Annotated in this window: 21 protein-coding genes; 19 read left to right on the top strand and 2 right to left on the bottom strand. The window is 65.8% G+C overall.

What is annotated here, in order from left to right; all coding sequences use genetic code 11:
• Positions 1 to 95 precede the first annotated feature (95 nt).
• From AB7A72_RS07070 to AB7A72_RS07155, 18 genes are all read left to right on the top strand, one after another.
• Positions 96 to 1,973 (top strand): peptidase domain-containing ABC transporter, encoded by a 1,878-nt coding sequence (locus AB7A72_RS07070; protein WP_369459443.1) that lies wholly within the window; start codon positions 96 to 98, stop codon positions 1,971 to 1,973.
• Positions 1,970 to 3,298: an HlyD family type I secretion periplasmic adaptor subunit gene (locus AB7A72_RS07075; RefSeq protein WP_239811767.1), complete on the top strand. Its 1,329-nt coding sequence runs from the start codon at positions 1,970 to 1,972 to the stop codon at positions 3,296 to 3,298. The genes AB7A72_RS07070 and AB7A72_RS07075 overlap by 4 nt, the downstream gene beginning before the upstream one ends.
• A gap of 3 nt (positions 3,299 to 3,301) precedes the next feature.
• A complete protein-coding gene (locus tag AB7A72_RS07080; protein WP_369459444.1) occupies positions 3,302 to 5,191 on the top strand; it encodes a TolC family protein in 1,890 nt (629 codons plus the stop codon).
• A gap of 81 nt (positions 5,192 to 5,272) precedes the next feature.
• Positions 5,273 to 5,467, top strand: coding sequence for a Flp family type IVb pilin (locus AB7A72_RS07085; RefSeq protein WP_369459445.1), 195 nt, complete (start codon positions 5,273 to 5,275; stop codon positions 5,465 to 5,467).
• 16 nt (positions 5,468 to 5,483) lie between these two features.
• Positions 5,484 to 6,053, top strand: coding sequence for an A24 family peptidase (locus AB7A72_RS07090; RefSeq protein WP_369459446.1), 570 nt, complete (start codon positions 5,484 to 5,486; stop codon positions 6,051 to 6,053).
• A gap of 125 nt (positions 6,054 to 6,178) precedes the next feature.
• The gene (cpaB, locus tag AB7A72_RS07095) at positions 6,179 to 7,219 is read left to right on the top strand and encodes a Flp pilus assembly protein CpaB (RefSeq protein WP_369459447.1); all 1,041 of its coding nucleotides are present in this window, start codon (positions 6,179 to 6,181) and stop codon (positions 7,217 to 7,219) included.
• Between the two features lie 99 nt (positions 7,220 to 7,318).
• The gene (locus AB7A72_RS07100; protein ID WP_369459448.1) at positions 7,319 to 8,716 is read left to right on the top strand and encodes a type II and III secretion system protein family protein; all 1,398 of its coding nucleotides are present in this window, start codon (positions 7,319 to 7,321) and stop codon (positions 8,714 to 8,716) included.
• A 4-nt stretch (positions 8,717 to 8,720) separates the two neighbouring features.
• Positions 8,721 to 10,172, top strand: coding sequence for an AAA family ATPase (locus AB7A72_RS07105; RefSeq protein WP_369459449.1), 1,452 nt, complete (start codon positions 8,721 to 8,723; stop codon positions 10,170 to 10,172).
• Between the two features lie 8 nt (positions 10,173 to 10,180).
• Positions 10,181 to 11,506: a CpaF family protein gene (locus tag AB7A72_RS07110; protein WP_239811761.1), complete on the top strand. Its 1,326-nt coding sequence runs from the start codon at positions 10,181 to 10,183 to the stop codon at positions 11,504 to 11,506.
• The gene (locus AB7A72_RS07115; RefSeq protein WP_369459450.1) at positions 11,503 to 12,483 is read left to right on the top strand and encodes a type II secretion system F family protein; all 981 of its coding nucleotides are present in this window, start codon (positions 11,503 to 11,505) and stop codon (positions 12,481 to 12,483) included. The genes AB7A72_RS07110 and AB7A72_RS07115 overlap by 4 nt, the downstream gene beginning before the upstream one ends.
• 89 nt (positions 12,484 to 12,572) lie before the next feature.
• On the top strand, positions 12,573 to 13,565 hold the full coding sequence (locus AB7A72_RS07120; protein WP_369459451.1) for a type II secretion system F family protein: 993 nt from the start codon (positions 12,573 to 12,575) through the stop codon (positions 13,563 to 13,565).
• A 2-nt stretch (positions 13,566 to 13,567) separates the two neighbouring features.
• Entirely contained in the window at positions 13,568 to 14,587 is a 1,020-nt protein-coding gene (locus AB7A72_RS07125) for a tetratricopeptide repeat protein (protein WP_369459452.1), read from the top strand.
• Between the two features lie 18 nt (positions 14,588 to 14,605).
• Complete coding sequence (locus tag AB7A72_RS07130) at positions 14,606 to 15,052, top strand: DUF3613 domain-containing protein (protein WP_369459453.1); 447 nt, start codon at positions 14,606 to 14,608, stop codon at positions 15,050 to 15,052.
• 24 nt (positions 15,053 to 15,076) lie between these two features.
• On the top strand, positions 15,077 to 15,628 hold the full coding sequence (locus AB7A72_RS07135) for a TadE/TadG family type IV pilus assembly protein (RefSeq protein ID WP_369459454.1): 552 nt from the start codon (positions 15,077 to 15,079) through the stop codon (positions 15,626 to 15,628).
• Positions 15,625 to 16,131, top strand: coding sequence for a TadE/TadG family type IV pilus assembly protein (locus AB7A72_RS07140; RefSeq protein WP_239811755.1), 507 nt, complete (start codon positions 15,625 to 15,627; stop codon positions 16,129 to 16,131). Before AB7A72_RS07135 ends, AB7A72_RS07140 begins: the two co-directional genes overlap by 4 nt.
• 14 nt (positions 16,132 to 16,145) lie before the next feature.
• Positions 16,146 to 17,990: a TadG family pilus assembly protein gene (locus tag AB7A72_RS07145; protein ID WP_369459455.1), complete on the top strand. Its 1,845-nt coding sequence runs from the start codon at positions 16,146 to 16,148 to the stop codon at positions 17,988 to 17,990.
• 45 nt (positions 17,991 to 18,035) lie between these two features.
• A complete protein-coding gene (locus tag AB7A72_RS07150) occupies positions 18,036 to 19,466 on the top strand; it encodes a sigma-54 dependent transcriptional regulator (protein WP_312408911.1) in 1,431 nt (476 codons plus the stop codon).
• A 26-nt stretch (positions 19,467 to 19,492) separates the two neighbouring features.
• The gene (locus AB7A72_RS07155) at positions 19,493 to 20,770 is read left to right on the top strand and encodes a glycosyltransferase (RefSeq protein ID WP_369459457.1); all 1,278 of its coding nucleotides are present in this window, start codon (positions 19,493 to 19,495) and stop codon (positions 20,768 to 20,770) included.
• Between the two features lie 15 nt (positions 20,771 to 20,785).
• Here AB7A72_RS07155 and queC read toward each other — a convergent pair whose 3' ends face one another.
• Positions 20,786 to 21,487: a 7-cyano-7-deazaguanine synthase QueC gene (gene queC / locus AB7A72_RS07160; RefSeq protein WP_312529829.1), complete on the bottom strand. Its 702-nt coding sequence runs from the start codon at positions 21,485 to 21,487 to the stop codon at positions 20,786 to 20,788.
• Between the two features lie 56 nt (positions 21,488 to 21,543).
• Positions 21,544 to 21,888, bottom strand: coding sequence for an ArsR/SmtB family transcription factor (locus AB7A72_RS07165; RefSeq protein WP_369459459.1), 345 nt, complete (start codon positions 21,886 to 21,888; stop codon positions 21,544 to 21,546).
• Between the two features lie 283 nt (positions 21,889 to 22,171).
• Here AB7A72_RS07165 and fusA point away from each other — a divergent pair, with 283 nt between their 5' ends.
• Complete coding sequence (gene fusA, locus AB7A72_RS07170; RefSeq protein WP_230776467.1) at positions 22,172 to 24,283, top strand: elongation factor G; 2,112 nt, start codon at positions 22,172 to 22,174, stop codon at positions 24,281 to 24,283.
• Positions 24,284 to 24,290 lie beyond the last annotated feature (7 nt).

Below are 24,290 nucleotides of genomic sequence, written 5' to 3' on the forward strand. Positions count from 1 at the left end.
TTGGTTCTACGACTTAATAACAAAAACAAATAAATAGATAAGAGTATTTGTGCAGTGCAGCAGTGGATAGCTGAGAGGAATTGGGAGAGACCTACATGATCGAGTACCTGCTACCCCGCGCCTTGGTGTCACGCACCGAAGCCACGGCGCAGGCCCAGGAGGCCGAAGCGGCGACCGCCAGCCCGTTTGCCTCTGCGATGGCGACCTCCTTCGCCCATGCCAAAGGCCATTTGCACCAGGCCGTCTGGCTGTCCCTGCCCATCAGTCTGCTCGGCCTTCTGCCCTCCATCTTCCTGCTGCAGGTCTACAACCGGGTGATTTCACGCGGCGGCACTGCCACACTGACGGCCATGGTCGCCGGTGTGCTGTGCATGCTGGCGCTGGAGCTGTACCTGCGCCGCAAACGCGCCCGTGCGCTGCGGGAAGCCGGCGCCACGATCGACCGCGAAGTCTCGCAAAGCCTGATGCGCTCGATGCTGGGCCACCCCTTGTTGACCTTGGAGCAGCGCTCAGCCACCCAATGGCTGCAGCTGTTCCGCGATGTCGGCGCGATGCGCTCGTGCATCTCGGGCGGCGTGGCCTCGTCGGTGCTGGATTTGCCGATGGCCCTGCTCGCACTGATCGTGATCGGCATCATCGCCTGGCCGGTGCTGCCGGTGATCGTCGTGGCCATGGTCATCCTGGCGGTGCTGGCCTGGTGGTGGGCTGATGAGGTGCGCAGCGGCCGGGTCGAAGAAGTCGAGCAGGCGCGCCAGCTGGACAGGGGCACGGCCGAGATCTGCAATGCACGTGGCACGCTCAAGGTGCTGGGCTATGACGCAGCGGCCCAGCAGGCCTGGCAGTCCGGCTATGACCGCTGGCTGGCCGAGAGCTTCGAGAAAAACGGCGAGATGGAAAACGCCAAGGAAACCAGCCATGTGCTGCTGACCTTGTTCTCGGTCGCCGTCATCACTGTGGGTGCCTTGGCCATCAATGCGCAGTGGATGAGCATCGGCAGCCTGATGGCCGTGAACCTGTTGTCGGGCAAGGCCTTGGGCCCGATTGCACAGCTGGCCAGCAACTGGCGTTCGCTGGCCCGCGCCAACGAGGCCACTGCACGCCTGCAGGATGCGCTGGAGGAGCCGCTGGAGCCCGATAGCCAACGCATCGCGCTGCCCCGGCCACGCGGTGTGTTCCGCCTGGAACAGGCCAGCTTCCAGTACCCATCGGGCCATCTGGCGCTGGACAACGTGTCGCTGCAGATCGGCCCCGGCGGCATCCATGCAATCCTGGGCCGCAATGGCGCCGGCAAATCCACGCTGGCCAAGCTGCTCGCCGGTCTTTACCAGCCCACGCAGGGCACCATCTCGATCGACGAATATGACATGGCGCAGTTCCCGCGCAATGACCTGGGCCGCTGGGTCGGCTGCCTCGCGCAGCAGACCTACTGGTTCAGTGGTCCCATCGTCGATATCCTGCGCATGGTCAGCCCCGATGCCGATGACGGCCAGATTCTGGCGGCCTGCCAGCTGTCCGGTGCGCACGGTTTCATCAGCCGGTTGCCCCAGGGCTACCAGACGGTGCTCGGCGAAGGCGGCGCGGGCCTGTCCGCCGGCGAGCTGCGCAAGCTCGGTCTGGCCCAGCTCTTTCTGCGCAACCCTTCGGTGCTGATCCTCGACGAGCCCAGCAATGACCTCGATTTCGAGAGCGAAACCGCGCTGCTGCAGACGCTGCGCCAGATCGCGACCAAACACACCGTCATCGTCGTCACCCATTCGCTGCGTGTAGCATCGCTTGCCCAGCATATCTACCATGTGCGCGGCGATGGCCAGGTCGACCAGGGCCAGCCCGAGCAGATGCTGCCGCTGCTCTTTGGCGTCAGCCACAAGCCAGCGGCTGCTGCCAATGAGGCCACCGCATCGCGCAGCGCTGCTGCTGCCGCCAAGCCATCACCGGCATCCGGCCCGGCCCAGGCCCAGGAGTTGGCATCATGACGGCCCGCTCCCTCCACGACCTGCCCCAGGTGCTGCAAAACCTGGAGCGCGCACCCGATCCCGGTACACCCGCACCCGGCCGCAACCAACGCCGTATCGCATTGGCGGCCTTGGCCGTGCTGGTGATGGTGGGCCTGTTCTACCCCGTGGAGAACGTCGTGGTCGCCACCGGCCAGGTGATTCCGTCGGACCGCGTGCAGACCGTGCAGCACCTGGAGGGCGGCATTGTCACCACCGTGCATGTGAAAGAAGGCCAGGAAGTGCACAAGGGCGAGCCGCTGCTGGAGATTGACCTGGGCGGCAGCAGCCTGAACCTGGAGCAGCTGACGGCCCGCAGTGCCACTGCGCAGGCCAGCCGCACGCGCTTGACGGCCGAGAGCCAGGGCCTGGCGCTCAAGGCCTCGGACTTCCCCAAGGAGCTGGAGAACAAGATCGTGCGTGCCGAGCTGGGCGCGTTCTCGTCGCGCGCGCTGGAATACCAGGGCAGTCTCGCGTCCAGCCAGGCCATGCTGCTGCAGGCCAGAGGCGATGTGGCCCAAAGCCAGGCCCGTATTGACGGTCTGCGCAGCAGCCTGGCGCTGCATGAGCAAGAGGCCGCCATCGCCCAGCAGCTGGCGGCCGAGCAACTGATCGGCCAGCTTGAAGTGCTGGACAAGCAACGCGCGCTGACCTTGGTGCGCACCGATCTGGCGGCCGCCACGCAAAGCCTGGTCAGCAACCGTGCCAAGGTCGAGCAGGCGCAGGCTAAGATTCTCGAAACCCAGGGCGCGTTCCGGCGCCGTGCCTCCGAAGAGCTGGCGCAGACCGAGCGCGAACTGCTCAGCCTGAGCGAGGACCTGTCCCGGGCGCGCAACCAGCGCAGCCGCACCGTGGTGCTGGCCCCGACCGACGGCGTCGTCAAAGGGCTGCGCAGCTCGGGTGCGGGCTGGGTGGTCAAGCCTGGCGAGGCGATCCTCGAAGTCGTGCCCGACAAGGACGAGGTCATCGTCGAAGCGCGCCTGAACCCGGCCGACCGGGGCTATGTGCGTGCCGGCCAGGCCACCAAGGCCAAGGTCAGTGCCTATGATTACCTGCGCTATGGCTTTGTGCCCGGCAAGGTCACGCTGGTATCGGCCGATGCCGACCACGACCCGAACGTGCCCGATGCGCCTTCGTATTTCCGGATCCAGGCCAGCCTGGCCCAGCCCTGGGTCGGCCGCAAGGACAACCGCATCACCACCGGCATGCAGGCCGAGCTGGATCTGCTGCTGGGCCGCGAGCCCTTTATCTGGTACCTGCTGCGCCCCGTGCTGCATATCCAGAGCGAAGCTTTCCGGGAGCCTTGAGCCATGCGCCTCTTTGCCCCCCTTCTCCCCAGCTGTCAGCCGGCCCACTACCTGGCGGCGCAGCCCCGGCTGGCTTGCCCGGCACGTGCCGAGCCCCAGGGCTCTGCCGTGTGGGGAATCGTCTGTGCGCTCACGATGGCCTTGGCGGGCAGTGATCTGCAGGCCCAGGGCTTCTCCGATGGCACCGTGCCCGCGCAGGACAGCAGCCTGCACGATGCCCCGCCGGTGCTGGAGATGCCGCTGCGCGTGCAAAGGGCTGAGCCTGCGCTTGAAAGCCCAGTTTCCGCGCCTGAGGTGGCCAGCCATGCTGCGCCAACCGCCCCTGCAGCACGGCCTGCTCCAACGGCAAACGCCCCCGTTTCCCCCGCCAGCTCCAGCCCGGCTGCCGCATTGCAGATGGCCCCCAAGCTGATGCCCGGCACGCTGGCGGGCAACGCATCCCAACAACAACTGCTGGCCGCGCTCTACGCCATGCTGAGCGACCACCCCGATGTGCGCAAGGCGCGCGCAGCGGTGGAATCGGCGGGCTACGACACCCATACCGCAGAGGGCGCACGCTGGCCCACGTTCAAGCTCGGCACCTCGGCCGGCAATGCGGCACTGCCCCAGGGTGGGCGCCGCAGCTCCTACACGGCAGTGAATGCCGAGGTGCGCATGAACCTGCTCGACGGCGGCGCCATCAGCGCCGGCATCGAATCGGCGCAGGCGATGGAAGCGGCCCAAGGCAGCGCCCTCTACACCACGCGCCAGAATGTGCTGCTCGACGCATTGTCTGCGTTGCTGGAGCTGCACCGCTTCCAGACCAAGGCCCGCATTGCCGCCGAATCGGCCGAGATCATCGGCCAGCTGGCGCGGGTGGAGGAGCGCCGCGCCGAGTTGGGTGCCGTCGGCCGCAATGACCTGCGCCAGGCCGCATCGCGCCGCGCCAGCGCCCTGGCCCAGCAAAATGCCCTCGAAGCCCAGCGCATCGATGCGCAGGCCCGCTTTACCCGTTACTTCAACTACATCCCCAGTCTGTCCTGGCTGCCCGAGCCCCAGGTGCCCAGCTTCTGGGTGCCGACCAATGAGCAAGCCGCGCTGCTGGCCGCCGAAAACCAAAGCGCCGAGCTGCGCGAGATCGCTCACCTGATCGCGCGCGCCCAGGCCGAGGTGGACCGCAGCAAGGCCCAGCGCTGGCCCACGGTGGCAGCGGTGGTCTCGCACACCCGCGACCCCAAGAGCGTGCTCTACACCGAAGGCACCCGCTATGGCGTGGAGCTGAACTGGAACTTTGGCAATGGCTTTGAGCTGCGCGACCGCATCCTCAAGGCCATCAGCGAGCTGCAGGCCCAGCAGGCCCAGCAGGAGGCCGTGCGCCGCCAGGTGCATGAGGCTGCCTCATCGGCCTGGGGCCGCTGGCAAGCGGGCCGCGCGCGCGAAACCCAGCTGCGCGATGCCGTGCGCGAAGCCAGCGCCGCCTTTGACGGCTACCGCCGCCTCTTGGAAGTGGGCCGGGGCAACCTGTCGCAGGTGCTCGATGCCCAGCTCGATGTGCAGCGCCTCATGCTGGACGCCGCCGACGCCATGTATGACCAGCGCATCAATGAACTGCGCCTGACCCGCACCACCGGCCAGTTGCTGCCCCGCGACTTGCCCGAGCACTGGCTGGACCAGCTCTTTGCCCAGCGCTCTGCGAATGCCCCCGCGCCTGCCGCTGCGCAGCGCCCCTTTGCCGGCCCTGGCCCCGCGCCCCTGGCCAGCAGCCGCGCAGCCCCTGCCCGGCCCGGCACACCCTCTACCTCCCCCCCTGTTTTGACGGCACAGCACCTGCCGCTGCGCCTGGACCACCGATGGGACACGCAGTTGCTCAGCCAGCCGCAAGGCCCCGGTGCAGCACGCGCTCTGCGCTGGTAAGAGGTACGGGTTTCCACAGCGACAGGCGCTTGCCCACGCCTGCCACTGTTTTTCAGCTGGGCTATGTAAATGGAGAGCATCATGACCAACATCATCAAGAACTTCTGGAACGATGAAGAAGGCGCGACCGCCATTGAGTATGGGTTGATTGCGGGGCTGATTGCTGTGGCGCTGATTACAGTACTGGGCCAAGTGGGAGAGGGCTTGGGTGGCCTATTTGAACGGATTCGCGCCGCAATAACTGGCGCGGGCACTGGTACAAGCAGCGGCACTTAATCTCGAGCAACAGGCCGTGGATAACACTGTCGTCACCTGGATCCTGCTGCTATGGCTTGTCGCCATAGCCGTCATGGACCTGCGCAGCCGCAAGGTGCGCAACTGGATGGTGCTGCTGGGCCTGGCGACCGGCCTGGCAGCACTGTTCGGAGGTGTGCAACCGTTCGATCTGTTGCCCTGGCAAGGCCTGGCGGGGATGGCGGTGGCCTTTGCCGCCTTGCTGCCGCTCTATGCCATCCGCTGGATGGGTGCAGGCGATGTCAAGTTTGCGGCGGTCGCCGGTCTGTGGTTTGGTCTGTCTGCGCACCTGCTGGCGATCTGGCTCGGAGCCAGCTTGATGGCCGGCCTGCACGGCATGGCGGTACTCGCATGGCGCAGCCTGGTACGCAGTCCCCAAGGGGCCATGCTGCAGGCCAAGCTGCCTGTGCGTTGGGCACCGCTGCTGCAACCCGCTACGACAACTGGTACCGACGCCGCTGCATCCAACCGCCCATCAGGCCCCGCACGCAGCATCCCCTATGCAGGCTATATGGCCCTGGTGGCCATCGTGCTGCTGATGCGCAATGCAGGTCCCATCACCGGATAAAGGCAAGCAGATATGGCCATCACACCTTATCCATTTTCCATGTGCTTTGCTGTCGCCCGCTGGGCCGCATGCGCTGCCGCGACAGCAAAGCATATGCCGTGTTCAACCTCCAGGAGCCTCCGACCATGAACCTCACCAAGATACTTGCCGGCCTGCTGCTGGTACTGGCCTTGGCCCTGGGCCTGGGCGCCTTGCTGCTGGGCCGCCAGACGGCCAACCGTCCCGTGGCACCCGTAACCGAGGCCAGCGGCACCTCTGCCAGCCAACCTGCCCCTACCCACGCAGTCGTGGTAGCAGCTAAACCCATTGCCGCAGGTCAGCGCCTGGTAGCCGACGATATCAAGATTGCGCAGTTGCCAGTGGCGGTAGCGTCCAGTTTCTCGACGACCGATGCACTGCTGGGCCGCACCACCACGATGGCTCTGGTGCCCGATGCACCGCTGTTTGAACAGCAGCTGATCAGCGGTTTGGCATTGCAGGTCGAACCCGGCCAACGCGCAGTGTCCGTCGGCATCCGCGAGGCCATGGCCGCCGGCCACCATGTGCGGCCCGGCGATTTTGTCGATGTGTTCTTTACCTTGGATGGAAAGACGGACGCCGCGGAGGTGGACAGCCAGACCCGGCTGCTGCTGGCGCGCACCCGTGTGCTGGCCTATGGCGCAGCCAGTGTGGAAAACCCACCGCTCACCCTGGCCCAGCGCCAGCAGGAGGAGCAAGAGGCCGCCAAGACCGGCAGCAGCGCCAATGCGGCCCGGCGCAATACGCAAGATGCGCAGGCGGCCCGCAACGCAGCTACCGCCGTGCTGGCGGTGCCTTTGCAGGATGTGGAGCGCCTGACCCTTGCCGAGAAATACGGCCAGCTGAGCCTGGCGCTGCGCCACCCTGATGACAGCCGTGTGCCCGACCCGGCGCTGTTTGCCGCGCTGCCTACCGTGCTGCAGCCGGTAGCGGGCAAGCTGGCCAAGGGCGAGCAATTGCAGGACATGGACCGCTCCTTTGCCGGCCTGCGCTTCAAGGACCTGGCAACGGGCGCCGACAGCAAACCGGTGCGCCGCCCGCCCGCCGTCACGCAGGCCAAGGTGCCTGCGGCACCTGCTGCCCCGTCCGTACCGCTGCGCACGGTAGAGGTCTACCAGGGCGCCAGCGCCCAGACCGTACGTTATTGAGGGCGACCGGGGTTGTCAGCCCCGTTTGACCGCGCCAGCACAGGCGCACACGGGCCCGCAAGGCCCGGAACCAGAACGAGACAGACGAGGGAAACGACTATGAGAACCACTGCACTCGCATCCGCCGCCTGGCTGCCCCTGTTGGCCGGCACCTTGGCCGTGCAGGCCCAGCCGGTGGCCCCCGCTGCCATGAACGTGCAGCCCCTGGCACTGGTGCAAGGCCAGCAGCAGCTGTTCAAACCCGGTATCGCCATTGCACGCATCGCCATTGGCGACCCTGCGGTGCTGGATGTGCAGGTGCTGGGCGAACTGCCCCAGACCGGCAAGCCTGCCGCCGGCAAGGCAGCGGGCCAGCGCCCCACCCGCCATGCCGAGCTGCTGCTGACCCCCAAGTCTGCTGGCAGCACGACCTTGATGGTCTGGCCTACGCAGGGCGAACCGCAGACCTGGAGCATCGTGGTCAGCGGCCCGCGCCTTTTGCTGGAGCGCCGCCTGCAGTCCCTCCCCGAGCATGCGCGTGCCGCGTCGGAACTGGCCGCCCTGGCCCCCAAAGGCACGCCATTGGCCGACCTGTCCAAGGTGGACGTGCGCAGCAATACCGTGCAGGTGGATGTGCAGGTGGTGGAGTTCAAGAAATCGGCCATGCGGCGTGCGGGCGTGCAGCTCAACAGCGGTGGCGCCAATGACCATGGCTTCCAGTTCGGGGTCTACACTCCTGGCAGCAATGGCAGCAGCAGTGGCTCGTCCAACGGCAGCAGTGGTGGTGGCAACGGCGGCGACAACGGCACCTCGGCCATTGCCAGTGCGATGAACCTGGTGCTCGGCTTTGGCCGCGCGTTCAGCGGCCGGGGCATTACCGCGCAATTGGGCTTTCTGGAAGGCAATGGCCTGGCGCGCGTGCTGGCCAAGCCCACCTTGGTGGCCCATAGCGGCCAGACCGCGAGCTTTCTGGCGGGTGGCGAAATCCCCATTCCCGTTCCCAGCGGCGGCAGCAACAGCATTTCCATCCAGTACAAGGAGTTTGGCGTCAAGCTGCAGCTGACACCGACCATTCTGTCGAATGAGCGCATCGCCCTGAAGGTGGCGCCCGAGGCCAGCGATCTGGACTACACCCAGGGCGTGACCATCAACGATATCTCGGTACCCGCGCTGCGCACCCGCCGGGCCGACACCTTTGTCGAGCTGGCCGACGGCGAGAGCTTTGTCATTGGCGGGCTGGTCAGCCGCTCGACCCTGTCCAACGTCAAAAAGGTGCCGCTGCTCGGTGACCTGCCCATCCTGGGCACCTTCTTCAAGAATCTGGATTACTCCCAGGAAGAGACCGAGCTGGTGATCATCGTCACGCCACGTCTGGTGCAGCCCTTGCCCGCGGGCACCAACCTGGAGGCCCTGCTGCCTGGTGCCCAGCAGGAACTGCCCAATGCTGGCCGCGTGTGGGCGCCCTATGCCGTGGGTGTGCCCTATGCCGACTCGCCCCTGCCCGGCTTTTCGTACTGATGCCATGAACAAGGATTCTCTCGCCCCCCACAGCGCAGGCCCCGCGCCCGAGAGCCCGTCGCTGGCCGACCTGCTGACGCCACGGCCCGTCCAGGCACGGCCTGCGCCGGCAGATGCCAGCGAGCGCCCCGCGTTGCGCGCCGTTCCTCCCTCGCTGACACAGGTACCCGCGCATGCCGACCACACGGCCGACAGCGCCGCCACGGTGCCACTGCTGCTGGTGCAAGCGCCCGCGCCGCAAGGCGCACTGGCGCTGGTCTGGATGCAGCGACTGCTGGGCGGCGCCCAGCCCCATGTTGCCCCAAGCCTGTACACGGTAGCCGAGCAAGTGCGGCAGCTGCAGCCCCATGCCGTGCTGGTGCAGTTTGATGGCGCCAATGTCGATGCCGCTACGGCGCTGGTGGCGCAACTGCAGCAGGCATTCCCGCATATCCCTCGCCTGGCAATCGGGCATGCGCAGGAGGCCCCATGCCTGCTGGCCGCGCTGCGCGCGGGCGTACAGGATTTTCTGGATCTGGATGCGCCGCTGGAGCCGGCCCAGCGCGTGGTCAGCCAGTTGCTGGCACGCCCCGCTGCCGTTGACCACCGCCGCGCGGACACCGCCCCGATCACCGCGCTGCTCTCGGCCCGCGCCGGCCTGGGCTGCAGCCTGCTCGCATCGCACCTGGCCTGGCAACTGCAAGAAGGCCTGAGCCCGGCCCATGGGGCCAAAGCCACAGCGCCCGCCAGCCATGCGGCCGATGCGCAAAGCTTGCACACCTTGTTGCTGGACATGGGGAGCTCGGGCGGGGACTGCGCCATCTACCTGAACACCCCGGGCGAGTTCAGCCTGGCCGATGCGCTCAGCCAGCAGCGCCGCCTGGACAAGCGCATGGCGGCCAGTGCGCTGTCGCGCCACCCCAGCGGCCTGCGGCTGCTGACGATGCCCCGCCATGCCGCGTTGCCAGCGCCCGGAGAGATTGACGCGCTGGTCCAGCGCCTGGGCCAGTACTTTGAGCACCTGGTGCTGGACCTGGGCGCCGACACTCCGGTGCCGGTAATGGCCGAGGTCCTGCCGCAGGCCAGCGAGGTGTGGCTGGTTTGCGACCAAAGTGTGGCCAGTGTGGTCTGGACGGCCGAGCTGCTGCAGCAGCTGCAGGCCATGGGCGTTGCAGCCGATCGCATCGAACTGCTTGTGAACCGCCATGACAGCCGCCTGGAGCTGGCGGCTACCCATATGGCGGCGCAGTTGCAATTGCCACTGCTGGGCCGCATTCCGGAGCGCCGCCGACCGCTGATGCAGGAGGTCAACCGTGGCCAGCTGCTGCAGGCGCAGCGCCGCAGCGAGCCCTATGTGAAGGCCGTCGCCCAGCTGGCTGATCAGCTGCTGGCCGAGCACCACCCACAGCGCCCGGGCCACCGCAGCAGTGCGGCAGGCCCCTTGCAAACCCTTCTCCAGCGCCTGCGCGGCCACTGAACACGACCATGACCACCCCGGACTACACCAACGCCGCCACCGCTACCAGCGACAGCTTGCAGCATGCCCAGCTGCTCGCCGATCTGAAGAACCATGCCTACGAGCATTTGCTCAGCCGCATCGAGGAACTGGGGGCGGAGTTTGGCCGCTGGTCACAGGCGGCAATTGCGCAGTTTGTGAAGCTCGAACTCGACAGCTTTATCCGCCTGCATGCGGTGCCGGTCAACGAACAGGAGGCCCGCCAGGTGGGCGAGGCGCTCAGCCGCGAACTGACCGGCCTGGGCCCGCTGCAGCCGCTCCTCGAAGACCCGAGGGTCGAGGACATCCTCATCAATGGTTACCGGGATCTCTATGTCTCGCGCGGCGGCATGCTCGAGCGCGAGGCCTCGCATTTCAAGGACGACGAGCATGTGCTGCGCATCGTGCGGCGCATTCTGGCGCCGCTGGGCCGGCGGCTGGATGAATCCAGCCCCATGGTCGATGCCCGCCTGCCCGATGGTGGCCGTATCAATGTGATCATCGGCCCGCTGGCCATTGACGGCCCCACGGTCTCGATCCGCAAGTTCCGCAAGGATCCGCTGACGCCCAAGGACCTGGTGCAGTTGGGGAGCTTTAGCGAAGACATCTGCCGCATTCTGGAGATGGCGGTGAAGGCCCGCTGCAACATTCTGGTGAGCGGCGGCACCAGCTCGGGCAAGACCTCCTTGCTCAATGCGTTGGCCAGCTTTATCCCCAGCAACGAGCGCATCGTGACCATTGAGGACACCGCCGAGCTGGCCCTCAACCACAGCCATGTGGTGCGGCTGGAGAGCCGCCCGGGCAGCTTTGATGGCTCGGGCCATGTGAGCATCCGCGACCTGCTGGTCAACAGCCTGCGCATGCGGCCCGACCGCATCATCGTCGGCGAAGTGCGCAGTGGCGAAGTGCTGGAGCTGCTCCAGGCGATGAACACCGGCCACGATGGCTCCATGGGTACCATCCATGCCAGCTCGCCCCGCGAATGCCTCTACCGCGCCGAGATGCTGGCCGGCTTTGCAGGCTTTCAGGGCAGCGAAGTGAGCCTGCGCCGCCAGATTGCCAATGCGGTGGACTTCATCGTGCAGATCGGCCGCCTCTCCAATGGCCGCCGGCGCCTGTTGTCGCTGACCGAGGTGACCGGTATGACGGACAACATGATCTCCACCCAGGAACTCTACCGCTACGAGGCCCAGATCGGGCCCGATGGCCAGGAGCAAGACCAATGGGTGTCCATGGGCATCTCCCCCCATTCCCCCAAATTGCTGGCCTGGTGGCGTGCCCAGCAGCAGCCCGGCAGCAGCGGAGGGCCACGATGAACATCCACCCCGCCGTCCTGGTCATCGCCGCCCTCGCCTGCGCGCTGCTGGCCCTGGCGCTGTGGCTGTTCTCCCGTGCGCGCCAGCAGCAGGCGCGGCAATCGATTACCGGCCACCTGCAGCGCAGCCGCGATATCCAGCGCGATCTGATGGCCAGCGTTGCGGCAGCACCGGTGCCTGGCATGGTGGCCGATCCGCGCGCCTCCACAGCCTTGGCGGGCGCACCCGGCAGCTCGGCGTCAGCACGGCAGTGGCTGTATGACCACCTGGGCTATGGCGCCTGGGGCATCAGCCCGCGTGGCCTGGTGATGATCGCCGGGCTGGGCCTGGTACTCGCATTTGTGGTTGCACTGCAAGCAGGCGCCTTGCTGGGAATGATGGTGCTGGGGGTCTATGCTTTGCTGACCTGGTTTGGCATCTGGCACCGGGTGAGCAAGCGCCGCGCCAAGATGCTCTCGCTGCTGCCCGGCTTTCTGGACAATATGGTGCGCCTGATCTCGATCGGCAACTCGCCCCACGCGGCCTTCCAGTTTGCCAGCGGCAATGTGCCCGAGCCGCTGGGCAGCGCCTTGCAGCATGTCAATGCCTCGCTCAGCGTCTCGCCCGACCTGGGCCAGGCGATGACGCAGCTGGAGCGCACCTGGAAACTGCCCGAATTTGGCCTGCTCGCCGCCGTGTTCCGCATGAGCACGCGCTATGGCGGCCGGGTGGACCAGGTGCTGGAACGCGTATCGGCCTATATCCGCGACCGCCAATCGGCGGAGCGCGAACTGCATGCGCTGTCGGCCGAGGTGCGTCTGTCCGCCTGGGTGCTGGCTTTGCTACCCATCATTGTCGGCACCTTGATCCTGTTGCTCAACCAAGGCTACTTCATGCGCATGTGGAACGACGGCACCGGTCAGAAGATGATTTTTGCCGCAGCCGGCCTGGAGGTATTTGGTTCTTTCCTGCTGTACCGGCTGGCACGCCTGAAGTAAGGAAGGCCCAAGATGTTCCGATCCATTTGCCATCTAGACCGCCACGACGCATCTCGGTCTGCGCACATGTCCAGCGCAAGGAAGTGCCTATGAACGCCGACCAACTGTGGATCGCCAGCCTGGCGCTCGCTGCACTGGGTCTGCTGATACTTGCCGGCAGGCTGCTGCTGCGCCAGCACCGCGCCGAACGCACCGGACAGCGGGTGGCACAGTTGCTGCAGCAGCGCGAGGCCATGGCGGCGGCGGTAGTACAGCCGTTCCCGATGCCGGGGCTGCAGCCGCTGGTTACCTCGGCAGTTCAGACTGAGCAAGAAGCAGCCCAGCAGGTGCTCGAACGCCTCCAACCACCGGCGTGGCTGGAGACAGGACTGGCCAAGGCGCTGTTCGCCCAAGAGGACCGCAAACTCATGGAGCAGGCGGGCATCGACATTGGCCGAGGTGGTCTCATTTTTGTGGGCTGCCGCACCGTGCTCTGCCTGTTGCTGCCCGCGCTGGTGCTTCTGCTTTTGCAACCGCAAGGTATGAAGGCCGTGTTCTATGGCTTTGCAGCGTTCAGCCTGGGCCTGATGCTGCCCAAATGGATTCTGCGCTCCAAGGCCAATAACCGGCGCAAGCAGGTGGTCGAGGAGCTGCCGCTGTTTGTGGACCTGCTGCGCCTGCTGCAAGGCGTGGGCCTGAGCATTGACCAGAGCCTGCACATTCTGGCGACCGAGTTTGGCAGCGTGCTGCGGGTGCTGAGCGCCGAGCTGGGCCTGGCCAACCGGCTCTACAGTTCGGGCCGCACACGCGAGCAGTCGCTGCAGCGCCTGGCCATGCTGGGGGCCGATGACGACATGAGTGCCGTGGTCAACCTGCTGGTACAGGTGGACCGGCACGGCGGCGCCGTGCAGGAGCCGCTGCGCGAGTTCAGCCTGCGCCTGCGTGAAAAGCGCCAGGCCAGTTTCAAGGAAAAGATTGGCACCATCACCGTCAAGATGACCGGTGTGATGGTGCTGACCTTGCTTCCCGCCTTAATCGTGATTACCGCGGGCCCCGGGTTTACCGCGGTGATCCGCTCCCTGTCATCCATTGGAGGGCGATAAACATGCGCCAGACCTACCGCAACACCCGAACATGGTCCCTACCGCTGCTGGCCTTGGCCGCAGCGCTGCTGGGCGGCTGCGCCTCGAAGGGCCCGCAGGGCTATGGCGCTGCCGAGCAAAGCACGGCCGCCCAGGCGCAGCAGCAAATGGAGAAGGCCGCGCAGCTGACCCAGATCGATGCGCAGCAGACCTATCTGAACCTGATCCGCCAGATGCAGCAGGCCAACCAGTGGTATGCGTCGCTGGCACACACGCAGGCCTTTGAGCGCCAGTACGGCAGCCAGCCGCAGATCCGGCTGATGCGCGCCGATGCGCTGCGCAACACCGGCCAAGGCAAATGGGCCGAACAGGGCTACCAGGCCTTGCTGGCCGATCCTGACAGCAGCACGGTCGCACGTGCCCGGCGCGGCCTGGGTCTGCTGTACGCCAGCCAGGGCCAGTACCCCAACGCCATTGCGCAGCTGGAGATGGCACGCCAGATCAACCCCATCGATGCCGATGTACTGAGCGACCTGGCCTATGCCCATATGCTGGATGGCCAGACCGAGGCCGCCCATCTGCCGGTGCTGCAAGCGGCGCAGCTGGCCCCCGGCAATGCGCGGGTGCAGCTCAACTTGGCGCTCTACCTGATGGCCAGCGACCAGAAGGCGCAGGCCTCGCAACTGCTGCAGCGGCTCAGCCAGCCCGCTGCCAAGAATGTGCCTGCGCTGATTGATGCGAACTCGATGCAGACCTTGCAAGCCCAGTTGCAGACGGTGCAGACCGCCATGCGCCGGCGCAACGGTGGCGAGTTGCCAACGCCCGCACCGCTTGCGGCGGCGCCCATGGTGGACAGTGCCACGCTTGCAGCCAGCCCGCTGACCGTTCCGGCTGCTGCCCCTGTTGTAACCCCGGCAGCAGCTCCATCCGAAGTGCCAGCGGCGGGACCTGGGCCTGCCTTGCCCACGGCCCTGCGCAGTACGACCGCTGGCAACGACAGCCAACCCATCACCGCATCCCCGGCACGCCCCATTGCGCCTTAGCACCACCAGGAGTACCCCATGTCTCAGTCTCTTTCTCTCCCCACCTGGCGTTCCATGCTGATGCTCGGCCTGGCTGCTAGTGCCGGCCTCTCGGCATTCGACCTGCATGCCGAATCCAGCCGCGCTGTGGTATCGGTCGAGGCCGAGGTGCCCAGCCTGGAGATGACACGGCAAGCGCCGGTGGTGGAGATTCCCGAGCGCGCCTCGCCCGCCACGCAGCCCTATATTCCACTGGCCACGGAGAACAGCAACCCGTCGCTGGAGAACCCGGTCATCTGGCGCAGCCGCCCCATCGTCATCGGCAATGCCACCGAGCGCCTGCTGGCCATGCAGACGGCATCACCGGGCGTACACCCTCGCCCCATTGATGGCGAGCAGGCCAGCCGCAGCTACCAGCGCTATTTGAAGAGCTTCGAGACCAAGATCCCCGAGCGCTTTGAGACCGGCCTGGATGTGAAAAAGTAAGTCCCCGCCGTCCAGGAGCCCGCGATGCGCCCGCACCCCACCCCATCCATGCACCGCTGCAGGCACTCGCGCCAGCAACGCGGGGTGTATGCGCTCGAGTGGGCCATCATCTTCCCGGTGTTCTTTGCACTGCTCTACGGCATCGTCTGCTACGGGCTGACCTTTCTGGTGCGCCAGTCGATGCAGTACGCGGTCGAAGAAGGCGCCCGCGCAGCGCTGCGCTACCCCAGCTCAACGATCATTGGCAGCAACCCGCCCACCTGGGCCTTCCGCAGCCTGCAGGCGCGCCGCACCACGGCCAACGCGCTCAACTGGTTGCCGGCCGAACTGCGCCCGGCCGAGAGCGATATCAACTTCACGCTCTGCCACCTGGCAGACACCGCCTGCAACCAGGACACGGCGTTGAACCCGGCGCTGGACTGCAATATCGAGACCCCCTGCCTGGTGCTGGTCAGCTACCGCATCGCCAACTACCGCCAGGGCGCCATTGCGCCGGCCATCCCCGGTTTCGGCCTGTTGCTGCCCGCCAGCCTGCAGGCCCAGGCGAGCCTGTTGGTGGACAGGAGGATGCTATGAAGCAGCTCCGCCTGTATCTGCACACCAGCGCGCAGCCGCGGCGCCAGCGCGGCGTTGCGGCCATCGAGTTCGCGCTGATTGCCGTGTTCATGGTCGTCATGCTGCTGGGCGTGACGGTGTACTGGCGCGCTTTCCAGGCGCAGCAGTCGCTCACCCGGGCAGCGGGCGATGGCGCACGCGCCATTCTGGGCGTGCTGGCAGCGGGGGTCAGCGACCCCTGCCATCCCACGCAGGCAGCGGCCAACCGCGCCACCATCCAGCTGCGGGTGGCGCAATCGGTGCGCTCCAGCCTGGAGCGCAGTGACATACCGGGCACGGTGGCAGACCAATTGACGGTGGGCGCCATCCAATGGCAAGCGGCCTGCCCGAGCACAGGCACCGGCAGTGCCACGTTTGAGCTGCGCTACCAGCTCGCGCCACTGTTCGGCACGCAAAGCGCCTGGGTCACCGAACCACGGCAGCTCTATGAAAAAAGCGTGGTGCACTTTGCATCGCTGCTGTGAGGAGGATCAGCACCATGTCCGCCTATAGCGCCCCTTCCCTACGACGCCCCATACCTGCGGCCCAGCGCGGCGCCGTGCTGGTGCAGTTTGCGCTGCTCGCTGCCGTGCTGGTCACCTTGCTGGGCACCGTGCAGATCGGCTATATGTACTACGCCAAGCGGGATCTGCAGCGTATCGCCGATGTGGCCGCGCTCGAAGCCGTCAACGCCATCACCTACGGCAACTCTGCGACCTGCGGGCTGGGCCGGACAGCGGCCAACCAAAGCGTGACCACCCAAATGCGCCTGTCGCTGAACAACGAACAGCGCACTATTGACTGCGGCCACTGGGACAGCAGCAAGGCCGATGCGCTGCGCTTTGGCCTCAACAGCAGCCCGATGAATGCCGTGCGCGTGCAGCTCCAAGGCGAGGTGCTGCAGCTGGTGCCTTTTATCGGCTCCCGGGTGGTGGCCGCCGCTGCCACCGCAGCCAAGGACAGCGAACCGGTGGCCGCGTTCTCGATCGGATCGCAGCTGCTGCGCTTCAACAACAATGGCCTGCTCGGGCGCATCACCGCGCTGGTGGGGCTGGATATACAGCGCCTCACCGTGCTCGACAAGGACGGCATCGCCAATGCCAAGATCACGCCCTCGGGCCTGCTCAAGGTGCTGGGGCTGCCCATTGGTGTCAATGACCTGGCGCTGCTCACCCCCAATGACCTGGCCAACGTCAATGCCTCGGTGATCGACCTGATAGACGCCGCGATCCAGGCCGGCAGCGACAGCCTGCTCAATGCCGGGGTGGATATCGCTGCCCTGGTCGATCTTCGCACCTACCTGGCCGCCTTCCAGATCGCGAACGTCAAGCTGCCACTGGGGGGAGACAAGGGCTTGCTGGCGATCATCTCTGCGGGCGGCGCGGCCTCGCCCATCGGCGCTGGGCTCGATGCCGCCATCGGCCTGGGTGACCTGGTGCGCACCCACCTGCTCGCTGCCAATGGCAGCAACAGCGTGGCGCTGGGCCTGGGGCTGCCGGGCATTCTGGATGCCAACCTGACCGTGGTGGAACCACCGCGCAACGCCATCGGCCCCGCCAATGGCCAGACCAAGGCCCGCAGTGCCCAGGTGCGTTTGACCGTCAATATCGGCGAGCAGAAGAATGTCAGCACCCCCGGCCTGCTGACGGCGCTGCTGGGCAATCTGCTGGGCATTCGGGTGCACATCCCCATTCAGGTGGATCTGGTGCGCAGCACCGGCACCCTCGAAGCCATCCAGTGCACGCCCGCGCGCAATGACCGGCGCGCCAATATCTCCGTGCGCTCGGCGATTGGCGATGTCTGCATTGGCCAGCTCGATGCCAACGGCGTGTGCCAAAAGACCGAGCTCGTGGACCTGAACCTGCTCAACCTGCTGGGCGGGCTGCGCGTCCAAAGCAAGCTGTCCACGTCCGTGCTGCAAGGCGCCACCTACTCCTCGGCGCCCAATGCCCAGGCCTGCCCCTACAACAACAGCAATGTGGACGAATGCCTGGTCGGCATGCAGGTGGATGTCGAACGATCCAGTGGTCCCAACGGATTGCGGCTGGGCACCACGGTCAGCAACCTATTGAAGCAGGTGCCAGGCTTGGTTGGAGACATTCAGAACGCCGAGTACTACGGTGTGCTGGGGGGACTGCTGGGCGGGCTGCTGGGGGGTTTGCTGGGCGGCCTCAATGCGCTGCTCAACGTGGTCGTCACGGTGGTCACTGCGTTGCTCGCCCCGCTGCTCAACACCATCGGCGGCGCACTGGACCTGCTGCTGCAGGGCCTGGGCATCGAGCTGGGCCGCGCCAGTGTGGATTTGCTGGGCATTCAGTGCGACACCGCCCAGATCGTGCAATGAGGACAGGAGTGAGCGCAGCGACATGAAGAACCGAGGGAATAGAACGTGAATCAGAACGATTTGGTCATCTACGTCTGGGAAGGCCAAGCGGACATTGCAGAACGGGTGGAGCGCTGCATGGTCAACTTGGATGTGGACGTGGTGCGCGCCGATGGCCTGACCCTGTCGCCCGTGGTGGCACAGGGCGGCAACGCCATTGCCGTGGTCAGTGTGTCGGTGCTGGAAGGAGCGCGATTTACGCGCCAGGGGATCGAGGGCAACTTTGGCGGCATGCCGGTGCTGTGGGTCAGCGCCAAACCGCGTGGCGAAGGACCGGGCACCTATGCCACCGAGTACTCCCATGTGCTGCCCTTTGACTTTACCGGCGCGGAACTGCGGGCGATGCTGGTGCGCATTGTGCGGCGGCTGCAAAGCACCAGGCACAAGCAGCCCCGTGGCGACGACATCATCGCCGAGGCCGAATGCATGCTGGCGCTGCTGCGCGATGTGGACACCTTTGCCGACTGCGAGCACAGCGTGCTGATCTTTGGCGAGACGGGTACCGGCAAGGAGCGCATTGCCGAGCGCCTGCATGAGCGCAATACGCACTACGGCCAGGGGCCCTTTGTCGTCGTCAACTGCGGCGCCATCCCCGATGGCCTGTTCGAGTCGCTGTTCTTTGGACATGCGAAGGGCTCGTTCACCGGTGCAGTGACGGCGCACAAGGGATTTTTCGAGCAGGCCAATGGCGGCACCCTGTTTCTCGACGAAATCGCCGATCTGCCGCTGTACCAGCAAGTCAAGCTGCTGCGCGTGCTCGAAGAGCGCACGGTGACCCGGCTGGGCGCCACGTCGCCGGTGGCGCTGGATTTTCGCCTGGTGGCGGCCACCAACAAATCGCTGCGCGAGCTGGTGCATGCCGGGCGCTTCCGGGCGGATCTGTTCTTTCGCCTGGCGGTGATCGAGCTGCAGATGCCCAGCCTGGAAGAGCGTGGCGAGGCCGACAAGCTGGCCATCTTCAACAGCATCCTGCGCAAGGTGGTGGGCGAGGAGATGATGGAACGCCTGGGTGGGCCGCCGATGTTCATCCTCGACGCGATTGCGCAAATGTATTTCCCCGGCAATGTGCGCGAACTGCGCAACCTGGCCGAGCGCGTTGGCGTGGCCGCCCGCCAGACCCAGGACTGGCATGCCGGTGGCGCCACCGAGCGGCTGCTGCTGCAGGCCCAGAGCCTGTCGGCCACCACCTTTCCGCTGGAGCCCCATGCCGCCGAACCGCTGCTGGCCGACCGCAGCAACTGGGACCTGGAGGAGCGCAACCGCATCATCGAGGCCTTGCATGCCAACGACTGGCGGCGCCAGCACACCGCGCAGCAACTGGGTATCAGCCGCAAGGTGCTGTGGGAGAAGATGCGCAAGTACCAGATCTCGGACGGTGAACCGCTGGTGCCGCTGGCACCAGCCGCCGCGCAAGCCAACGATAACCTGCCCCTGTGACCCTGCAAACCCAGCCTTGGCCGACCATGACAGACAAACCCCTGATCGTTTTTGTAGGCGCGGTGTACCCGAGCCAGTACAGCCTGCTGTGCAGCTACCTGCGGGCCCAGGGCCTGGCCGATGCGTGGTTCATGACCACACCCGGCCACAAGGCCAACCATGACAAGCACTGCGACCACCTGCTGTCCTTCCAGCCCGATGGACTGATCGTCGGCCCCCAGAGCTACTACTACTCGGACAAGGTCGAGCGCTCGGCGCGCATCTGCCGGGGCGTGCTCAAGGCGCTGGAAGACTTTGAGGCCGCGCAAGGCCGCAAGATCGATGTGGTGGTCGCCCATTCGCTGTGGGGCGCGCCCAACTGGCTGTATGGCGAGCTGGACGCCGCCATCATCAGCTACATCGAGTTTCCCAGCTACCTGGCCCATGGCTGGGATGCCGCCTACCCGCCCGACCAGGCGCAGCGCCTGGGCGACCGCAACACCGAGATGCTGAGCTTTCACCAGGTGCTGTGCAGCGACCTGACCATCGTGCCCAGCGCCTATGCGCGCTCGATGTTCCCCGCGCTGCTGCAGGACCGCATTGCGGTGCAGTTCGAAGGCTTTGACATCCAGCCGCCGCTGCGCAATTGGGGCGCGGCCAGCGAAGCAGCAGATGGGGCAGGCCGTGCCGACAAGCCTTTCACGATCGCCTTCTCGGCGCGGGATCTGTCCAGTGCCAAGGGCTTGGAGACCTATATCCGGCTGGTGGACCGCATGGTGCGCGAAGGCGATGGCCAGAACACCCGCTTCATCGCCATCGGCGATGCCAAGGCCTCCACCTACGGCTATGAGCAGCAATGGGTGGAGCGGCGCTACGGCGGCAAGGTGGAGAGTTTTCGCGACCATCTGCTCAAGGTCTACCCTGCGGCGGATGTGATCGAGTTCCCCGGCCACCTGCCCTATGGGCAGTTCTCGGCGCTGCTGGCCGAGGTCGATCTCTTCCTCTACCCGCTGCGCTATGGCGTGGCCAACTGGGGCCTGATGGAGATCCTGGCACGCGGCGGCTGTGTGATTGGCTCCAACTGGGGCTTTGCGCCCGAGCTGATTGCCCACAACGTCAACGGCCTCTTGCTGCCCGACAACGACGACGACTGGATCGACGCGATACGGCAGCTGCGCAACGACCCAGCCCGGCGCCAGCGCTATGCCCAGGCGGCGCTGGAGACCGGCAAGGCCTACCACATCGCCAAGGTGGCGCCCCGCTTCATGGCGCTGTTCGAGCGGGCGATGGCCAACCGCAAGGCGCCGCTGGTGGCGCCGCGCTAGGGCGGCATGGAGGACCTAGGCGCCCTGCTTCCACCGGGCGAAACCCTGGGCGCGCAACGCACAGGCCGGGCATTCGCCACAGCCATAGCCCCAGTCATGGCGCTCGCTGCGGTCGCCCTTGTAGCAGGTGTGGGTGTCTTCCTGCACCAGCGCGGTCAGCGCGTCGCCGCCCAGGTCCTGCGCCAGCTGCCAGGTCGCGGCCTTGTCGATCCACATCAGCGGCGTCTCCACCACCAGCTGCCGGCCCAGGCCCAGGCTCAGCGCCACCTGCATGGCTTTCATCGTGTTGTCGCGGCAGTCGGGGTAACCGGAGAAATCGGTCTCGCACATGCCGCCCACCAGCACCGTGCACTGGCGGCGGTAGGCCACCGCAGAGGCCAGGGTCAAAAAGACCAGGTTGCGCGCCGGCACAAAGGTATTGGGCAGGCCATCGGCCTGGTAGGCCAGTGCGGCATCCGTGGTCAGCGCCGTATCGCTGATCTGGCCGAGCACATCGATGTTCAGCAGGTGGTCATCCCCCAGCTTTGCCGCCCAGTGCGGGAACTGCGCGCGCAAGTGAGCCAGCACCGTGCTGCGGCATTCCAGCTCCACCCGGTGGTTCTGGCCGTAGTCGAAGCCAATCGTTTCCACATGGGCATAACGGCTCAATGCCCAAGCCAGGCAGACGGTGGAATCCTGTCCACCCGAAAAAAGTACCAGCGCCTTGGCGTCTTGCATGCTGCGCTTCTCCATCCATCCCAAAATCTAAAAACCGGGCTCGTATGGGCAATGGCTCAGCTGCGCTCACTCCAGGCCGTGCTGGCATCGGTCAGCGCATCGCTGCGCGTGGCCGACAGTATCGCGTCGAGCAGGCCGGGAAAGCGTGCATCGAGGTCTTCGCGCCGCAGCGACAACAGGTTTTCGCGCCCCGCAGGGCGCTGCCAGATCACGCCGCTGCTGCGCAGCACGCGCCAGTGGTGCGTCATCGTGGACTTGGTCTGGTCGCGCAGCAGCGCCGTGCAGCTGCGCTCCTGGCCATCGGCCAGCACGCGCACCACTGCCAGCCGGGTGGGGTTGCCCAGCGCGGTGAGCACATTTTCCAGATGAATCTGCGCAGATTCAGGGTGGTGAGGAATCATCGGAGTCCAGGCGCCACAGTGGCGCGCATCGATCGACCCGTCGGGCCGGGTAAAAGGCCGTCATTCTGCCTGGGTCAGCAGGGCTGACAGCCCGATGGGCGCTATTGTCACCAAACCGCCAATACCCATGACGACAGTACGATTGTCTTCGTACTATTAATATCGCTCTTTTCTGGCCCTGTGCCGGTGCTGTCCTGAAGGCACCGGATGTCGCAAAGTGGGAGCGCACAGGGCTGTAACATGCAGCTGAATCCAGCTGATATACCGACCCAAGGAGGTCAACATGGCCCGCCATACCCCCATAGAACGCTATCGCAACATCGGCATCTCTGCGCACATCGATGCCGGAAAAACCACGACGACCGAGCGCATCCTGTTCTATACCGGGGTGAGCCACAAGCTGGGCGAGGTGCATGATGGCGCCGCCACGATGGACTGGATGGCCCAGGAGCAAGAGCGCGGCATCACGATCACCTCGGCAGCGACAACGGCCTTCTGGTCGGGCATGGAACGCAACTTCCCGGCGCACCGCATCAACATCATCGACACCCCCGGTCACGTGGACTTCACGATCGAGGTCGAGCGCTCCATGCGCGTGCTCGACGGCGCCGTGATGGTCTATGACTCGGTGGGCGGCGTGCAGCCGCAGTCCGAAACCGTCTGGCGCCAGGCCAACAAGTACAAGGTGCCACGCCTGGCCTTTGTCAACAAGATGGACCGCATTGGTGCGGACTTCTTCCGCGTGCGCCAGATGATGGTGGACCGCTTGAAGGCCAACCCTGTGCCCATCGTGATTCCGATTGGCGCCGAGGCCGAGTTCTCCGGCGTGATCGACCTGATCAAGATGAAGGCCATCATCTGGGACGAGGCCTCGCAGGGCATGAAGTTCGAGTACCGGGACATCCCCGCCGAGCTGCAGGCCTCTGCGCAGGAATGGCGTACCAAGATGGTGGAAGCTGCGGCCGAAGCCAGCGAAGCGCTGACCGACAAGTACCTGAACGACGGTGACCTGCCCGAGGCCGACATCATTGCCGGCTTGCGCCTGCGCACGATTGCGACCGAGATCCAGCCCATGCTGTGTGGCTCGGCCTTCAAGAACAAGGGTGTGCAGCGCTTGCTGGACGCCGTGGTCGAGCTCATGCCGTCGCCGCTGGATGTGCCTGCGGTGACTGGCCACAGTGAAGACGAGAACGACAGCACGGTGCTGACGCGCCGCGCCGACGATGGCGAGAAGTTCTCTGCCCTCGCCTTCAAGCTGATGACCGACCCATTTGTGGGCCAGCTGACTTTTGTGCGCGTCTACTCGGGCGTGCTCAGCAAGGGCGACCTGGTCTACAACCCGATCCGAGGCCGCAAGGAGCGCATTGGCCGCATCGTGCAGATGCATGCCAATGAGCGCCAGGAAATCGATGAGATCCGCGCCGGCGACATTGCCGCCTGTGTGGGCCTCAAAGAGGTGACGACCGGCGAGACCCTGAGCGACCCGAGCGCGCCGATCATCCTGGAGCGCATGTCCTTCCCTGAGCCCGTCATTGCGCAAGCGATCGAGCCCAAGACCAAGGCCGACCAGGAAAAGATGGGTATCGCCCTGTCGCGCCTGGCCGCTGAGGACCCCTCTTTCCGCGTGCGCACCGATGAGGAATCGGGCCAGACCATCATTGCCGGCATGGGCGAGCTGCATCTGGAGATCATCGTGGACCGGATGAAGCGGGAGTTCAACGTGGAAGCCAATGTGGGCAAGCCCCAGGTGGCCTACCGCGAAACCATCCGCAATACGGTCAAGGATGTGGACGGCAAGTTTGTGCGCCAGTCCGGCGGCAAGGGCCAGTATGGCCATGTGGTCTTCACCCTGGAGCCAATGGAGTCCGGCGAAGGCTTTGCGTTTGTCGACGAGATCAAGGGCGGTGTGGTGCCACGCGAGTACATCCCCGCTGTGGAGAAGGGGGTGCGCGAGGCACTGACGACCGGCGTGCTGGCCGGCTACCCGGTGGTGGATGTGCGCGTGCGCCTGACCTTTGGTTCGTACCACGATGTGGACTCGTCCGAGCAGGCCTTCAAGATGGCGGCCATCTTCGGCTTCAAGGAAGGCATGAAGAAGGCCAACCCGGTCATCCTGGAGCCGATGATGGCGGTCGAAGTGGAAACGCCGGAAGATTATGCCGGCACCGTGATGGGCGACCTGTCGTCGCGCCGGGGCATGGTGCAAGGCATGGACGACATTGCCGGTGGCGGCAAGAGCATCAAGGCCGAGGTTCCGTTGTCCGAGATGTTTGGCTATGCCACGCAGCTGCGCTCGATGACGCAGGGCCGTGCCACCTACACGATGGAGTTCAAGCGCTACACCGAAGCGCCTGCCCATGTGGTGGCGGGCATTGCGACCCGGTCCAACCGCTAAGACCCGG

The organism is Comamonas sediminis, from assembly GCF_041107495.1.
Lineage (GTDB): Bacteria > Pseudomonadota > Gammaproteobacteria > Burkholderiales > Burkholderiaceae_C > Comamonas > Comamonas sediminis.

Coding starts and splice junctions, on each gene's coding strand:
- AB7A72_RS07070 (WP_369459443.1), top strand. CDS start 96: ATGATCGAGTACCTGCTACCCCGCGCCTTGGTGTCACGCACCGAAGCC.
- AB7A72_RS07075 (WP_239811767.1), top strand. CDS start 1,970: ATGACGGCCCGCTCCCTCCACGACCTGCCCCAGGTGCTGCAAAACCTG.
- AB7A72_RS07080 (WP_369459444.1), top strand. CDS start 3,302: ATGCGCCTCTTTGCCCCCCTTCTCCCCAGCTGTCAGCCGGCCCACTAC.
- AB7A72_RS07085 (WP_369459445.1), top strand. CDS start 5,273: ATGACCAACATCATCAAGAACTTCTGGAACGATGAAGAAGGCGCGACC.
- cpaB (WP_369459447.1), top strand. CDS start 6,179: ATGAACCTCACCAAGATACTTGCCGGCCTGCTGCTGGTACTGGCCTTG.
- AB7A72_RS07100 (WP_369459448.1), top strand. CDS start 7,319: ATGAGAACCACTGCACTCGCATCCGCCGCCTGGCTGCCCCTGTTGGCC.
- AB7A72_RS07105 (WP_369459449.1), top strand. CDS start 8,721: ATGAACAAGGATTCTCTCGCCCCCCACAGCGCAGGCCCCGCGCCCGAG.
- AB7A72_RS07110 (WP_239811761.1), top strand. CDS start 10,181: ATGACCACCCCGGACTACACCAACGCCGCCACCGCTACCAGCGACAGC.
- AB7A72_RS07115 (WP_369459450.1), top strand. CDS start 11,503: ATGAACATCCACCCCGCCGTCCTGGTCATCGCCGCCCTCGCCTGCGCG.
- AB7A72_RS07120 (WP_369459451.1), top strand. CDS start 12,573: ATGAACGCCGACCAACTGTGGATCGCCAGCCTGGCGCTCGCTGCACTG.
- AB7A72_RS07125 (WP_369459452.1), top strand. CDS start 13,568: ATGCGCCAGACCTACCGCAACACCCGAACATGGTCCCTACCGCTGCTG.
- AB7A72_RS07130 (WP_369459453.1), top strand. CDS start 14,606: ATGTCTCAGTCTCTTTCTCTCCCCACCTGGCGTTCCATGCTGATGCTC.
- AB7A72_RS07135 (WP_369459454.1), top strand. CDS start 15,077: ATGCGCCCGCACCCCACCCCATCCATGCACCGCTGCAGGCACTCGCGC.
- AB7A72_RS07140 (WP_239811755.1), top strand. CDS start 15,625: ATGAAGCAGCTCCGCCTGTATCTGCACACCAGCGCGCAGCCGCGGCGC.
- AB7A72_RS07145 (WP_369459455.1), top strand. CDS start 16,146: ATGTCCGCCTATAGCGCCCCTTCCCTACGACGCCCCATACCTGCGGCC.
- AB7A72_RS07155 (WP_369459457.1), top strand. CDS start 19,493: ATGACAGACAAACCCCTGATCGTTTTTGTAGGCGCGGTGTACCCGAGC.
- queC (WP_312529829.1), bottom strand. CDS start 21,487: ATGCAAGACGCCAAGGCGCTGGTACTTTTTTCGGGTGGACAGGATTCC.
- AB7A72_RS07165 (WP_369459459.1), bottom strand. CDS start 21,888: ATGATTCCTCACCACCCTGAATCTGCGCAGATTCATCTGGAAAATGTG.
- fusA (WP_230776467.1), top strand. CDS start 22,172: ATGGCCCGCCATACCCCCATAGAACGCTATCGCAACATCGGCATCTCT.